A 15,187-nucleotide genomic window follows, 5' to 3' on the forward strand; every position below is an offset into this window, starting at 1 on the left:
ATACCCTCAAAATGCCCAAACAGACCATTATTTGCAAGGTTTGATGAGTTTTTACCTCAAAATCTTTATATAAACATTACATTTGAAACTTTCTGTGGAATAAAGATGAGGGTTTTTTTATAACTAATATTTTAGTTATATTTGTGCATACTTAAAAATGTTATAAGTTTGCACTTCAAGTTTATAGATAGGGAGTAAATACTGTTAAAAGCCTCTCTATATTGTTTAATCATGCTGAAAGCATTAATTGTATAGAGGGCAAGTTATAATTGATAAATTGAACGACAAAGTTTGCCTAATATTATTTTGGCAATTCATCAATTATAAAAAAAAACGCCTGAAACAAGATATAGTCAATAAAAATTATTTATAATTGCGTAACAAAAAACTGATAGGACAATGGGCTTTTTTAATCAAATAAGCGAAATTATTTCGAATTTGTTCGGATTTGTACAACCAGTATATTTGATTGTATACTTGGTAGTAGTGGGTGCAGTAATTGCTTTGGCTGTCACCAAGAAAATTTCATATAATCTGGCAAGCACAGTAGCAGTATTACCATTAGGGGTGTATTTGTTAGTGTTTATGGTCATGGGGGTAAAAGTTCCCATTGATCAGCAAACAGAGATTGATAATGTGGAAAAAAAGATTATTGCAAAACTTACCTTAATTCGTGATATTCAGGAAGAGTTAGCAAAACAGAAAGGAATGTATGCGGGTAAGTCTGAGGAGTTGATTAACTTTTTCAAAAATGGAAAAATTCCTATTGTAGAGAAAAAAGAAAAAGATTTAGGCAATGATAGTGTAATTGTAAAAATTGATACTTTACAAATCATCTCAACCAAAGAACGAATTCTTAATCGTTTGAAAGAAGACAAAGCAAAAGCAAAAACACAAATTCAGATTTCTCACATTGATCGTATGATCAAATTTGCCAATGATATTGAGAATATTGCAGTAATCCCCAGTAATGGAGGCAAGCAGTTAAAATTTGAGTGGTTTGCTGATACTATTCGCAAAGGTGGTGTATTGGTTCCTGTTTTTGAGGTAAAAGATGCGGCTCCTATCAACCCTAAACGTGGAGGAGAGTTTGATCCTGCCAAACGTGTACCGATTAAAGATAGAATAGAAGCCTTAGAGCAAAAGAAGAAGACGTTGGTCGACAATATGCTGTATGTAAAGAATGAGCGAAAGAAAATCTTAGATGACGATGCTAAAGCCATTCGCAAACGTATGAGAGCTCTGGAAGAAGCTGACAAGAAATCAAGTGCAGAGTATCAAGAGTTGGTAGAAAAGTTTAAAAAATATCAAACCCGACTTGCTCCTTGGGATGAGAAAATGACAGACTACCAGACAATTATGAAAGATGTAGAGGATAAACTTACCATCTTGAAAGAAAAACCTCTGAAGGTGGGTTCAAAAGATGAGCCTAGTACAGCTGGTAACTGGCAATAAGCTATCAAAGCAATAAGATTTAACAATTGTGGTAAAGAGCTGTGTTACTGTGAAGTAGCATGGCTCTTGACCATTTTACTGGAACGCTAATACTATATTTCTTTATAAACCCTCAACTTCCTCACTACCTTGGACGCAACAGACAAATTATCTATCAGAGAAGTAAGTTTCCAGGATGATGCCTTTGATATACAAGCATTAGGAAATTACAATTTGTACTTGTCGATAGGGCAAGACGGGTTGGAAATATGTGTAATAGATACCCAAACTAATCGCTGCCTTATACTAGAGCATTATAGCTTCTATGTAAACCTCTCTCATAACCAGTTGACTTCTCACCTAAACTGGATATATGACAATCATTTGTTTTTAAAAGCTTACCGTTGGAACGAAATTAAAATAGCTTATCGTGGCAAAGCTTTTACTTTAGTCCCCCAGGCATTGTTTGAAGAAGATGAAGCGGTAAAATACCTAAAGCACTTAACCGATGTAACCATTGACCAAACAATCTGCTACTCGGAGATCGAAAATTTGAATATAATGAATGTGTTTTTGGTAGAAACCGAGTTGGTTGCTTGGTTTGAAAACATTTATGCTTTGTCTGAAAAGATGAGCTTTGTACATCAAACTGCTTCATTGCTCAAAGGCCTGAAGCAACAAAGACAATCAGGTCCTTCTGGGTTGGCACAACTTTTTTTGCATGTAGAAAGTGAATATCTTACTTTGAGTATACTCAAAGATGACCAGCTAGAGTTTTGTAATGTATTTGCTTATAAAACAGAACAAGACTTTTTATACTATGTGCTGTTGGTAATAGATGAGTTAAGGTACTTTCCTGACAAAAGCATTGTTAATTTGACCGGAAATATTATGCCTGACTCTAGTATCTACAAGTTGCTCGACCAGTATATTCAAAAAGTAGAAATCACCTTGAATCAATCATCAGTTTCCTGGGTTAAATTCAATGATAAGTTTGACAAGGACGTTTACCAGTACTTCGACCTATTTAGCCTTCATTTATAGTTCTTACTTCATTTGGTTGAAGTATTGCTCAAATACAAACACTATAGAGTTATAGCTGTTATTTAACGCTTGTGGCAGCTGCTCATCATCCATCCATTCTACTTTTTCTATATCTTCTATTGTTTGTGGTTTCAAGTGACTGTCATCAATGCATTGCATGGTGTACCAATCGGTTTTCTTAAGTATTTGTTTGCCTTTTTGTGGGTAATAGTGCCAGGTGGCGCATATAAAGTGCTCAATTTTCACGTTGATGTTACATTCTTCTTCCACTTCTCGTAAGGCAGTTATTTTACTGGTTTCTCCTTTTTCAGCTTTCCCCTTAGGTAAGTCCCACTTTGCCAGGCGATAAATGAGTAAGTACTGATTACTTTGGTTGGTGACTAGCCCCCCTGCCGCCTTTAAGGTGTAAAACAAAGACTTGATGGCCTTTTTACAGGCTTTTTTATCATTGGCTAAAATGACACAATGCTTGAGGGGTGGATAGTGTTGGTCTACAAGGCCTTGAATAAACTGTTTGATTGTTTCTAAACCGGGACACTTAAATACTACTTGTGCATTAAGTTTTGCAGGTAAAGTGGTTTTTTCCTGACTGAAATCAATTACTTGGCTATAAAGTTCAACATTGTCTGCATCGTCGTTTTTATAAATTGAAATATGCTTGTCGTGTATAAATATATCCATAATCTTTACTTAACTTTGTGTTATTAATTTGTTAATATTTAATGAGTTAAACTATTAATTCTGTTAATCTTTTGAAACTTTAAAACACACTAAAATATATGATGTCTAACCAGAAAAATATAGCGGAAACAGTAGCTGCTATGTTACTCGAAGTAGAAGCAGTTCAGGTACGCCCCGATCAACCTTTTCGCTGGAGTTCAGGTTGGTATTCTCCTATATATTGCGATGGTCGTCTGACATTGTCTTTTCCTAAAGTACGCAAATTTATCAAATCAGAATTTATACAATTGATAAAAAAGGAATATCCTACTGTAGAAGCCATTGCTGGTGTGGCTACAGCAGGCATTCCTCAAGGAGCTATGATTGCCGATGAGCTTGAGCTGCCATTTTTGTATGTGCGCTCAAAAGCTAAAGGACATGGTAAAGAGAACCTGGTAGAAGGTAAGCTTACCAAAGGTCAAAAAGTAGTAGTCATAGAAGATGTATTATCTACCGGAGGTAGCTCTATCAAAGCAGTAGAAGCATTGCGTGAAGCAGGTGTAGAGGTATTGGGGATAGTGGCGATGTTTACCTATGGGTTTGACGTAATGGAGCAAAATATGGCCGATGCTGATCTCAAGTTTAATACATTGAGCAACTACACTACATTGGTGGTAGAATTTTCTCACCGCCACGATTTGAGCGAAAAAATTATGGCTTCGTTGCATGAATGGCGGCGAGATCCTGCTAAGTGGCAACCCCGCGAAATAGACGCATAGTTGCTTATACTACATTTTGTGATCAACGCCTAGACCAAATAGTGCAAAATCGTATTTGACAGGATCTTGGGCGTTGAATTTTCGTAAGTTTTGGGTAAGCTCAAGAGCTGTTTGCCAATTCATCTGTTTTCTTTCCAATAAATTTAGCTTTCTTGCCACCCGCTCTACGTGTACATCGCAAGGGCATATCAACTGGCTAGGGTTAATTTTGCTCCAAATCCCAAAGTCAACCCCTTTAGTATCTTTTCTTACCATCCATCTCAAAAACATATTGATGCGTTTGCAAGCCGATTTTCGAGCGGGGGTAGCTATATGCTTACGAGTACGCTCTGGGTATTCTTTCAGGCTAAAAAACAATTCATGAAAATCTGTGAGGGCTTGTTCTACGTGGGACATCTCTGGAGTAAAATTTTGGGTAAAAGCCTCTTCCAAAGAGGGATTTTTCTGGTAAAAATGCTTAAAAAAATGAATAAAATAGAGCGTGTCAGTAGCATTGAAAGTACGATGTTTAAATGATAAAAATGCCTTTAGGTCTGACTCTTCGTGGTTGAGTATAAAGTTATGTGGGTCGTCATCCATCAGTTCTACCAATTCTTTACATTTTTTTATGATAGTGGTTCTATTGCCCCATGCAAGTACAGCTGCCCAAAACCCCGTAATCTCAATGTCTTGTTTTTTGCTAAATAAATGAGGAATAGAGATAGGATCATTCTCGATAAAGCCGGGTTGATTGTACTTATCTGCTGCTTCGTCTAAAAACTCTTTAAGAGTTTGTTCATTTGTTATATCTGGAATGTTCATCTTTGTTGTTTTGTTTATGATTAAACACAGAGTGAGTGTATGAACAAATGTACAAAGATTATGGTGGTTGCCGTTGAAGATAAAAAAATCCCTGCCTGATATGTGATAAGGTAGGGATAAGCATTGGTCAAAAACATAAAGTTTTAGAAATGGACTCCCATTCCTATCCTAAGGTTGGTCATTGAAATCTTTGACTGGTATACCTTGCCTGTGTGGTAAGGATGGGTAATTGTACTTACCCCAGGGGCTAGTCCAGGCATGTCCGTATTGCTGGGAACAACATTGGCTGGTGCATTTAAACTCATATAGCGTACTGTGCCTCCGCTCAAATAAGTAGACTCTATATTAAGAAATAAGCGATTATTGCCCATTCCCAGCTTAAATATTTGCCCCATATCTATTCTTACCCCAAAACCAAACCCTGCGGCCATAGCTACATCGCGCAATACTGTGCCCTCTTCTACTGGGTCGGGACACTCTGTAGTGTGTTGTATATTGGGGTTTTCAAGAATGTAGTCGGTATGGTATTCTTGCACTCCAATACGAGCACTTATATAGGGTCTGATGATTCCTTTAGATAATAAATCGACTCTCCCTGTAATGAAGGCATCACATACGTAATTGTTGATGGTAAGGTCATAGGTACCTTGTATTTGCTCATCTTGTACAACCGTAAAATTGTCTAGTTTGCGGTTACCATAGCCTGATAAGCCCAAGTCTAAACCGACGCTAAAAGGTGACTTGGGAATCTTATAGATAAGCTCTAGGTTAAAACCGTGCATCTTCCTGATGGTGCTTGCCATTTCTTCCATAGGTTTTGAGTAAGTATAACCCATGTTGAAGCCAAACTGAGCAAAACTTGTTTGATAAATCAAACATAGTATAAACCCACTGACAACGCTTTTAAATACTTTGTTGTTCATGTGTTTTTTGATTTGATAATGTAAACAGTAAATTTAGCAAGGGATAGTATATGTGCCCATATTTAATGTATAAAACATACATCAAGCTTGGTACTTACTATATACATACGACAAGTAAAAAATATAAACCCCTTAATAAAAAATAAGATTTTTTTGGCTATTCCTTGCCTACTGTTTGCCAACGTATTCTTAAGATAATAAAAAAAACTTTTAGTGCGTAGTGTTTGATAGGTGATTGAAGTTTTTTTATACAAAAACAAACAAAATAATAACCATGCTTGCCATTCAATAGTTATTGAATAAGCAATTGTGTACTTTAGTAGAATAATACTATTATTGATTTTGTGTGATTTTGTGTGATTTTTACTCATAATGTTGTACTGCACACCAAGTAGCAATTACAAGATTTTCCTTAATATTCAATTTATTTAAAATACTAGAAGAATGGCTTTAAAAGTAGGAGACAAAGCACCTGATTTTACCTTACCCTCTACCACTGGGGAGGATTTTAATTTGTACAATAATCGCAAGGGTAAACCTTGTATTATTTACTTTTATCCAAAAGATTTTACCCCTGGTTGTACTGCTGAAGCCTGCGACTTTCGTGATAATATTGAGTTTTTCAAACAGTTTGACATAGATGTATTAGGGGTTAGCCGTGATGATATAGAGACACACCTAAAGTTTAAGGAAAAACACAATCTGCCGTTTGAGTTATTGGCTGATACTAAAGGAACAGTGACTAAAGCTTTTAAGGCAACTATGCCATTGGTAGGAGTATCCAAACGTATTACTTACTTGTTGGACAAAGACCAACAGGTGGTCGCAGCATTTGATAAGCTGTTTGGGGCTAAAGCCCACATTCAGGAAATGATCAAGAAAGTAAAAAGTGACTTGGTAGAAGAGTAAACCTTGGGGTTGGATATAAAAAGTTTTAGCTGTGGGTATTGTGTAGGCAAGGTCCACAGTTTTTTTATGTTTAAGATTTATTTGCGGCGTTTCTCTTTTTTTAAGTTTCTAAACATCCATAATGCGATGCCAATAGGAGAACCACCCAAAGCCAACATGTTTATAACCAAATGGGTAGTATGTGGGTGGGGGCGTGCCAGACGTATACAATACCCTATCACGATCCAAATGCCCAGTACAAGCAGTGTCCAGGCGGTTTTGCGATAAAATCCTATGACTTGTTTCAATCTTAAAATATTGCTTTTGCTCCGCAAAAAGGTTATTATGAATCAATAATTTATTGATTACATTTGTAGAAACAAAACAAACTTACAAAAATGGCAGATGAAGTTGGAAGGAGAGGTTGTTCAGGTATGGTCAACCTTGGCATATCCGTGATTGTATTACTTTTATTAGGCTGGTTTTTTACCCAGGATAAGCTTTCTTTCTCAGACCTTACTAAAAGAATAGGGAGTATTTCAGGTGTTTCTCCCAAAGTGGTATTACGCACTATGCCCTTGGTAGACAGTCCTACGCTTACGATGTCTGATGTATTGGTAGTCAGTGTGAAAAAAGATATTAAGCACCGTAAAAATGCTGAAAATCAGTATGAAATACATTTAGCTTATCGGTCAGCTGCTAACCAGGTTACCCAATGGGAAACCAACCTTAACACCTTATACAAAGATGGACACAATTACCTGAAAACTACCTATGATCGTGAGCATGTATACATTCTTGTGAAAGATTTTGTGTATGCCCTTAAGCGCAATAGTGGTGAAAAAGTATGGAGCTTAAGGTTAAGGGACCAACTATCGCCAGAATGCTCTAACTGTATGGCGTTGGTACAACGAAAATTGATATTACTTACCGAAGATCGGATTTTATACTCAGTAAATGCCTTGAATGGCAATATATTACGAAAAAATCGCCTTGAAACCCCTAAAGCAAAAGGAGTAGGTTTTTATGTAGTGAAAGATAAAGTTGTACTAAGTGATCAGGCAGAAGATAAGATGGATGTTTCGGCAAGTGTTGTAGTAATTAATCCAATTACTTTGATGCCTATGCGTTTATTTACTCCTACGCCCCATCGCGAGATAGACAGCGGTAAAGTATACAGGGTAAACATGCCCATGGTGTTTGATAACATAGGCACGCATGTATACTTGATGCCTGAGGGTACCCATATACAATGTTGGGACATAGATAGTGGTACTAAGAAGTGGGATAAAGTTTTACCTTCCAGAGTATTACTTCCTTATGATATAAAAAATCTAAGGCATATTAAACATCAAACAGCCCTGTATTTAAGTGCATTGAGTGGTTCACGGAGTGTATTGCTGAAGGTAGACATGTTATCAGGAAAAATAAGAGAGTTGGCTAAGGAAATAGACTACAGTCTGACACCAATGGTTGGGCGTAAAAACCTGGTAATTGCCTTTACTCGAAAAACCAGAGGAAACAATAAAAATGAGCTTTGGGGTATAAACCATCACACAGGAATGGTGGCTTGGCGTTATCCTTTGCGTAGCACCAACTTATACAATAAAAAAACGAAAGATGGCGAAGTGTATCATATCTTACACAAGGGCAATTTATTAATCATACAATACCTCAAAGAAACAGGGCAGATGCTTATTGAAAAAATGAATCCCATGAATGGAAATTTGATTAAAAAAACAGTAAAAGATGTGATAGGTAATCAATGGAATAATATAACGGTAACTAAACATAAGGCATATTTTAGCATGGGTGATGTGTACGAATTAGACTTAAAAACTGCCGAAATTACCAGATTTGATTATTAAATGGTATTGAAATCACCTACACCATTTTGAAGTGGTGTGGGCGATTTCAAAATGGTGTGGCTTGTTAATACATATAATACAAAGGGGTACTTGATGTATTAATGCTTACTGTAAAATTAGGAAACTTGGCGCTCCATTGTTCCGCTTGTTCCTGGGCGTTTTTCCAGTCCGATTCTTTCCACACAACTTTATTCAGTGCTGGATATTCTTTCATTACATCAGGTAGGGCTTTTAAACCTGCGAAAGGGATAAACAGTTTGGTAAGGGCAGGCAGTTGCTTTAGTTTTTTGAAAATATCTTCATAGTTATAAGGAGTGTCCTTTTTGCTGCTAATACTCAAATACTCAAGGTTGCTAAGTGTATAAAACTCATCAGGTAAAGTTTTAAAGTTGTTGTTTTTAATTCTTAAATGTTTCAGGTTTTTTAATTCCCCAATGGTCGCAGGCATTGTTTCAAATGGTATATAAGACAAACTCAAATTCTCCAGTTGAGGGCAGTTTTTTAGTACATTCAGTACTTGTTGAATATCCAGTTTTCGACAAGAAGTCAACGAGATTGTTTTCAGGTTTTTGAGTTCTCCTATTCCTTCTGGCAGTTTCTCTATTTTAGCGCCATCTAACACTATACAGGTAAGGTTTTTGAAATTCTTGATTTCATTGGGTAACTCAGAGCTGCTCAAACTCTGCAGTACTAGTACCTGTAGGTTTTTGGCTTCGAACAATGCCTTGGGAAACTCCTTAGCATAATTTTTAGAACGGTAACGGATAATCTTGCTTTTGTCGGTTTCTGCTGTCACTTCTTCTTCTGAACCATATTCTTTGGCTTTACCCACCAAATCTTTGCTCAATGGTGCATCAGCAGTGTTAGTTGATGTTGTTTCGTCGGTTTTATTGTCAGTATTAGCACTGTCAGTATTAACACTGGCACTTGTATCCGCTGAATTTTCGGTGTTTTCACCTTTTTTGTTTCCCCCACAGGCAGCCAAAAAGCCCACCATTGCGAATGCTATCAATAGTTTTTTCATAAAATGTAATGTTTAAATGAAAGATTAAGTAATTACAATCTTACCAAAGATACTATTTAAAATTTACCCTCATCTAAATATTCTGCAAAAGTGCTTGTACAAAACGGCTGCCTACCTCAAAAAATAACCAATCATTTTCTTCTTGCTTTTTATCTATCTGTCCAAAACCTACATGGTCATAAATAATTCCAAGCTTGCCCGTAATCACATCATAACCAGCTTCCAGTTCATTTAAAAATTGCTGATAACGCTCTGCCACCACAAAATCAAGGCTTTGATAACGAATAGCTCGTTTGATATAAAAGCTCAAAAAACACCTAAGTTCGTGTATAAGTGTGGCTCTATGAGGAAACAGTAACGAAGGTTTGAAATAATACATCAGGGCTTTGTAGGTGTTGTCAATGTCTCGTTTTATTTGTTGTTTGATCCCCTTCATTTCATCTTCAGTCAAGTTGTCACCAGAGGCTACCCCAATCATTTGTACCCATATATTATGTTTGTTGGTATCCATGGCTACCAGCAATAGGTTTGCCTGATGTTCGCTGGGAAACCACTGAGGGTGTTTGCCTACAGGTATAATGAAATGATCGTTCAGAAAATCAAATTTTTCTAACAACATCTTAGTCAACGCCATGTCTGTGGCTTGTTGAGGCATGTCAAACCAAGGAAAACCACTGACTTCGAGGTGTTCTGCCATTTTTTCAAGGCGTTCTTGCGAATTAGACCAATTGTGCCCAATATCGCGTAATTGGAAATCTATAGTTTCCAAAGGGCTACCTATTTGCTTGGTAACTACTATGCCACTGCTTATATCTTGAGCTACAAGTTGGGGCAATTGATGTTTATTAGGCGAAAAATCAAACAAGTCTGGGGTAATATGAGTGTCTTTGACTATGACCCATTCCGAAGCTTCACTGGCTTTGTCAAATAATACTTTTTGAGGTAAAGTGAGCACTAGTTGGGTAGCAGGGGTAGCACCTGATACTTTTCCGGCAAGGTTAGTTACTGCCAGTTGTTGCCAAAGTTCAAAGCCTTTATGTAGGTAAAGCACATCTTCAGAGGCATCTTCGTTGATAAAATGAGCCATAGAAGTTACCCATCGGCTTACCTTGATTTGTCCGTTTACCTGAGTAAGCAACGAAGGAGTCTGCAGCAGTCCCTCCTGTAATTGAGTAGGTGCGGCTTTGTCAAAATCAGAGGCTAATAAAATAGGTTGAGCGCTGAATGGTTGTACCAAAAAAGTGAGATCGCTGCTAAACTCTTCAGGGGTTTTGAAAAATTCTTCAATGTTTGCTACACCCACCTTTACTTGCTCAAATAGCTCAGGAGTTTCAGCGGCAAGTAGTTCAAAAGCATTGCCGGCTTTACCCAATGCCTGATCGTTGGCAAATAGGAGTAGAGTATATTGCAAATCCTGAGTTTCGGGTTGGTTAGCAAGCCAGTAAATAGCTTCAGCCAACGACTGTCCAGTATCTGCATTCAATACATTGATTAAAAGTTCTTTTTTCTCTGGGTAACGCACCAGATAGCTCTGAATTTGCCCAATAATTTCTTCAGCATTTAGAGCCGATGAATTGTAAATAGGAGCAAGGTTAAATACTTCCTGCCAATACCTCAAGAGATGAGGTTGCGTGTTGAGCTCAGTGGCTGCTTTGGTTGCTTGGTTTGCTGGAGTGTATATTCCCCATCCGTGCGCAAGCTCTCCTGTATATTGATACACCTTATCTTCTATGCTCATCAACAAAGGATTGTTTTGGGGCATCATCAGTTCCAGGTACTCTTGCATAGCTTCTACCCAAGTGGCATGTCCTTCTTCCAGAGTTAGTAATTCCTCTTCCCATTCCTGGTACCAATTCCAAAGGTTAAGGCTCCATATCATTCGTAAGGGGTGTAGTGGAGATTGTAAAAATACTGTCCCGATTTTTTGATTAGGTAAAAGCGTTCTTGCTTGAATCAACTCGAGGTTTTGCACTACTTGCAGCATTTCATATACATCCTCTTGTTCTTCAGGTTCTAGCTCTTCTATTTTTTTGAGCTTGCGCAACACCTTGTTTAGCCAGTGCTCATACTCTTCTACATAATCTCTTATGAGTTCAATATGGTTATATATTGCAAATGTTTCCCATATCCCTTTATTATCAGTAGCACTAGTACGAATGGCAGCAAATACTTCGGCACGTTTTACTCTGAACGAGGCTGGAATCCAATCATTTTCTCCTTCAGCTACTTCGGTAAGGGTAATGGCTCCCTCGCGTAGTGGTCCATAGTTTTTAACGTCAATCAACAATGGGTCTACCTGTTCAGGGTTGGCAAGCATACACTGTTCTATGATAGCCAGTTTTTCGGGCAATTGAACTTTTAACGCCTTATTGGCAGGTTTTAGAATTGTCTCATAAATGCTTTCTAAGCATTCGCCTCGACTGGTTTGTAACCGAAATCCAGTAGTACCAGTTACAGGAGTAGCCTCAATAATGTTTTGCAACCTTAGCTTGATAAAAGCATATAACCAATGTTTGAGCGAACTGGTTACCTCATTGGCTGGTGGCAGCTCATTTGGGGAGCCATCGCTAAACATTAAATTTTCTATAGAGCAAATATTTTCTTGTACTTGAGTAAAGAAAAAAGTGTCAGTATCACTGCTTATTTTTTGAGTGTGTACCAATTCTTCTTGCAAAGCCTCCTCCTCTATATTAAGCGGAAACTCCTCCTCATCTAAAGCAATGATGCGTAAAAAATAAGCGCCATCTTCCAAATCAGGCGGTAGTACAACTGTTTTGTTACGGTAGTTACGTGCTGAACCTGAGTCTTTAAACTTTGCTAATGCATTAACAAAAGTAAAGTCTTTATCAGACAAGGAACGCATTAAATCAACCCTGAAAAACGCCAATTCCTCAAGAGATTGAGGGGCTGGCACTGTAGTAAACTTTAGTTTTATTTTAGCAGGACTTTCGGTATTGCCCCAGACTACTTTGGGTTTTTTAGGGGCATCTTCATTTATTTCATTTGCTTGGTTAATCTCTATTTTTTGAATCACTACCTGCGTATCAGGAGGATTATACCTGCCGTACTCTATAGCTGGTTCCTGCAGTGTATTTAAAGGTGTTTCTAGAGTTTCCTCATTGTCATTATAATGGTTCGATGGCTCTTCAAGCTCTTCTTCGTGATGAAGTGTAGATTTTAAGTTATAGAAAAGGTTGTTTTTAAAGGGTAATTTCATCGGATTGTAAAAAGTAAGTTGTGAACTAATTCTGACTAATAAGTAGCTTGACCAGCATTGATATGATTCAGCACATTTGAAATTAAATAAACCTGCCAATAAATATAAATCAAATCGTTCATAATTTATTGACAGGTTTCAACCCTTGCGGCAATGACCTCCCTGAGGTATTATAATAAGACAGTGTTATTTTTTTAGCATTATTACCATAATAAACAAACCCATTACCGGCATTGCTATGAGCAAACCACTCAATAGCCACATAGACAGCCACTTGCCTAGTATAAACTCAAACCACTTCATATACAGAATCAGAATTAAGGTATCGGCATATAGAGTAATGGCGCCCGGACAAAAAGCATTTTTCCATTGATCTTCGTGAAATAAGATAATCACCATCAAGACACTAATGGCTAAGCCATATAGCAATGCATCTATTTTGATGTCACCCGAAAAACCCATCGGCGGAGCCGATAGTAAAAAGCTGTTGCGTAATACAACCACATTAAACGAAATAATCAGCAACAATACTATGCTCTTGGTAGCCCCTGAAGTAAACACATCTGCCATGTCAATAGTAGTGACAGGGGGAGTTTTCTTTTTAGGTGTTACACTTTTTTTTGCCATACTGGTTTTTCTAGTAGTTTTCTTTTGCTGAGTTTTTCGTGTTCGTTGTGTTGTCTTTGGTTTCGCTGTTTGTTGTGCTGTAATCATGACCTCAGATATTTTTATTTAATTTTTTTTCATAAACCCGTAGTATTTTTCTTATCTGACTGACTTTAAATTATTTTTTTTGACAAACTTTTATGCTTTGCTCATTGTAAGTGGTTGATTGTTAATAATTTTAGCGTTTAAACCTTGCAAATGACCGATTAGCTTGCTAAATTTGTTAGCAAATATACCGAATAGGAAAATTATTAGCCAATATTTTTAACATTTTTTTGATATGTTTTTGAGCAAAAATTTAAAACACCTGAGAGAACGCAATGGAAAGCAAACTCAGGAAAACCTTGCAAATGCACTTGGTATTACTCGTAGTGCTATTTCTTCGTATGAAGATGGACGCGCTGAGCCTAAGTTGGTAGTGATGAATAGGATTGCTCAGTATTTTAACATTACATTAGATCAATTGCTAAATGTCGAATTAGCAACTTTGGGAGATGTAGATCTTCAGCAACAAAAAGAAGTGAAAAAATATGCTTCTGCCGAGAATTTACGCATTCTAACTATTACCACTGACCGCGAAAACAATGAAAATATTGAGTTGGTGCCCGAAAAAGCTGCTGCTGGATATACCAAAGGGTATGCAGATGCAGAGTATTTGAAAGATTTGCCCAAGTATCAATTACCATTCTTACCTGAAGGTAGAACTTACCGTGCCTTTGAAATTGCCGGAGAGTCTATGTTACCGTTATTGCCAGAGTCTATTGTTATTGGCGAATATGTAGCAAACTGGAATGAAGTACAAGAAGGGCAAACTTGTGTAGTAGTGGCAAAAAATGATGGAGTAGTACTTAAGAAGGTATACAACAAAATTACCGAAAGAGGTACATTTTTGTTAAAATCGTCTAACATTGCTTATCAGCCTTATGAGGTATCCGCTGACGAAGTAGTAGAGATTTGGAAGTTTGCTGCTTATATTAGTCGTGATATGCCTGATGATAGTGTTACTTCACTGCAAGAGTTAAAATCGGCTTTTTCGCGTTTGGAAGACGAACTTCAGGATATTAAAATGGAACGACGTGTTCGTAAATAATTTGATTGCCAGGTTTTCGTCCTGTAAATAGACTGTAAACCAAAAACAGGGAGTTTTTATGCAACCAAGACCCAATTAATCCAGTTCGCAGCATTTAGAGATAGACAGTAAATTGAAGATAATTCAAATAAGCAAAATAAATTTAAAACATTTAAAGTAAGAAAGTAACCACCATACGACCAAATAGCTGCGGACTGGTATAACCCACATAGTTTTAGCCTGCTTTTTATTTCATTTTCTGAAATACCATACGAACCTCACCACCCTTTAAAGTCATATACAATAATTGATTGTCTATGTTGTAATTTTCAGCTTGAGGCAAACTCTCCAGAAACTTTACACCCCATTGCGATTCGGTAGTAAGGGTACTTACTGGAGTAGTCAGTACTAAATACTGGCTATTGATAAGAGTATAGCTGCCTGTGTAGGCATTGTGTAGGGTAGACCCACCATAATCACCTTGCTTAAAAGCAATGATAGGGTTTTCGTTAATATTTTCAGTGTTTTGTTCAAGTTTTCCGGCAGCACCTTGGTAGCCTATCAATTGCCAGGTGCCGTCCAAAGCCACTGGAGTCACATCTTGCTCTTTAGTAGCGTCACACGACGAAAGAGTGAACATAAAACTTAACAAAATGATGGGTAAAATATTTATATATTGTCTTACTAATTTCATATTCTCTTCTTAATGTCACTATCCTGATAATCAACACGATAAATAGTGTTGAAATGCTACTTGATGGATTATTGTTTTCAATAATTATGCCTTTACTTATCTAGTCAATAGTCCATAGTA

Annotated in this window: 14 protein-coding genes; 6 read left to right on the forward strand and 8 right to left on the reverse strand. The window is 37.2% G+C overall.

The features are described 5' to 3' along the window. The first annotated feature begins 399 nt into the window (after positions 1-399). Complete coding sequence (locus tag M23134_RS26190; protein ID WP_002701382.1) at positions 400-1,455, forward strand: hypothetical protein; 1,056 nt, start codon at positions 400-402, stop codon at positions 1,453-1,455. A gap of 129 nt (positions 1,456-1,584) precedes the next feature. Continuing rightward, positions 1,585-2,478, forward strand: coding sequence for a DUF3822 family protein (locus M23134_RS26195; protein ID WP_002701384.1), 894 nt, complete (start codon positions 1,585-1,587; stop codon positions 2,476-2,478). A 3-nt stretch (positions 2,479-2,481) separates the two neighbouring features. On the opposite strand, the gene M23134_RS26200 is transcribed toward M23134_RS26195, so the two are convergent. After that, the gene (locus M23134_RS26200; protein ID WP_002701386.1) at positions 2,482-3,159 is read right to left on the reverse strand and encodes an NUDIX hydrolase; all 678 of its coding nucleotides are present in this window, start codon (positions 3,157-3,159) and stop codon (positions 2,482-2,484) included. Positions 3,160-3,260: 101 nt separating this feature from the next. Here M23134_RS26200 and pyrE point away from each other — a divergent pair, with 101 nt between their 5' ends. Continuing rightward, positions 3,261-3,917: an orotate phosphoribosyltransferase gene (pyrE, locus tag M23134_RS26205; protein WP_002701388.1), complete on the forward strand. Its 657-nt coding sequence runs from the start codon at positions 3,261-3,263 to the stop codon at positions 3,915-3,917. A gap of 9 nt (positions 3,918-3,926) precedes the next feature. Here pyrE and M23134_RS26210 read toward each other — a convergent pair whose 3' ends face one another. Together M23134_RS26210 and M23134_RS26215 are read right to left on the reverse strand one after the other, a co-directional pair. Next, positions 3,927-4,718 carry a TIGR02757 family protein gene (locus tag M23134_RS26210; protein WP_002701390.1) on the reverse strand — a complete coding sequence of 264 codons (792 nt, stop codon included), beginning with the start codon at positions 4,716-4,718 and terminating at the stop codon, positions 3,927-3,929. A gap of 143 nt (positions 4,719-4,861) precedes the next feature. After that, complete coding sequence (locus M23134_RS26215) at positions 4,862-5,641, reverse strand: hypothetical protein (RefSeq protein ID WP_002701392.1); 780 nt, start codon at positions 5,639-5,641, stop codon at positions 4,862-4,864. A gap of 444 nt (positions 5,642-6,085) precedes the next feature. Between M23134_RS26215 and M23134_RS26225 the strand changes: the two genes are divergently transcribed. After that, positions 6,086-6,550, forward strand: a complete 465-nt coding sequence (locus M23134_RS26225) for a peroxiredoxin (protein ID WP_002701398.1) — start codon at positions 6,086-6,088, stop codon at positions 6,548-6,550. A 77-nt stretch (positions 6,551-6,627) separates the two neighbouring features. On the opposite strand, the gene M23134_RS26230 is transcribed toward M23134_RS26225, so the two are convergent. Further along, complete coding sequence (locus tag M23134_RS26230; RefSeq protein ID WP_002701400.1) at positions 6,628-6,837, reverse strand: hypothetical protein; 210 nt, start codon at positions 6,835-6,837, stop codon at positions 6,628-6,630. A gap of 90 nt (positions 6,838-6,927) precedes the next feature. Between M23134_RS26230 and M23134_RS26235 the strand changes: the two genes are divergently transcribed. After that, a complete protein-coding gene (locus tag M23134_RS26235) occupies positions 6,928-8,397 on the forward strand; it encodes an outer membrane protein assembly factor BamB family protein (RefSeq protein WP_045114364.1) in 1,470 nt (489 codons plus the stop codon). A gap of 64 nt (positions 8,398-8,461) precedes the next feature. Here the strand turns inward: M23134_RS26235 and M23134_RS26240 are convergent, their stop codons facing one another. The 3 genes from M23134_RS26240 to M23134_RS26250 all read right to left on the reverse strand — a co-directional run bounded on the left by M23134_RS26240 (position 8,462) and on the right by M23134_RS26250 (position 13,265). Then, positions 8,462-9,421 (reverse strand): leucine-rich repeat domain-containing protein, encoded by a 960-nt coding sequence (locus tag M23134_RS26240; protein WP_002701404.1) that lies wholly within the window; start codon positions 9,419-9,421, stop codon positions 8,462-8,464. Positions 9,422-9,494: 73 nt separating this feature from the next. After that, positions 9,495-12,638, reverse strand: a complete 3,144-nt coding sequence (locus tag M23134_RS26245) for a hypothetical protein (RefSeq protein ID WP_002701406.1) — start codon at positions 12,636-12,638, stop codon at positions 9,495-9,497. 186 nt (positions 12,639-12,824) lie between these two features. After that, the gene (locus tag M23134_RS26250; protein WP_232296836.1) at positions 12,825-13,265 is read right to left on the reverse strand and encodes a hypothetical protein; all 441 of its coding nucleotides are present in this window, start codon (positions 13,263-13,265) and stop codon (positions 12,825-12,827) included. 319 nt (positions 13,266-13,584) lie between these two features. Between M23134_RS26250 and M23134_RS26255 the strand changes: the two genes are divergently transcribed. Continuing rightward, on the forward strand, positions 13,585-14,394 hold the full coding sequence (locus M23134_RS26255; protein ID WP_002701409.1) for an XRE family transcriptional regulator: 810 nt from the start codon (positions 13,585-13,587) through the stop codon (positions 14,392-14,394). Between the two features lie 226 nt (positions 14,395-14,620). On the opposite strand, the gene M23134_RS26260 is transcribed toward M23134_RS26255, so the two are convergent. Beyond that, on the reverse strand, positions 14,621-15,067 hold the full coding sequence (locus M23134_RS26260) for an META domain-containing protein (RefSeq protein WP_045114365.1): 447 nt from the start codon (positions 15,065-15,067) through the stop codon (positions 14,621-14,623). Positions 15,068-15,187 lie beyond the last annotated feature (120 nt).

The organism is Microscilla marina ATCC 23134, from assembly GCF_000169175.1.
Lineage (GTDB): Bacteria > Bacteroidota > Bacteroidia > Cytophagales > Microscillaceae > Microscilla > Microscilla marina.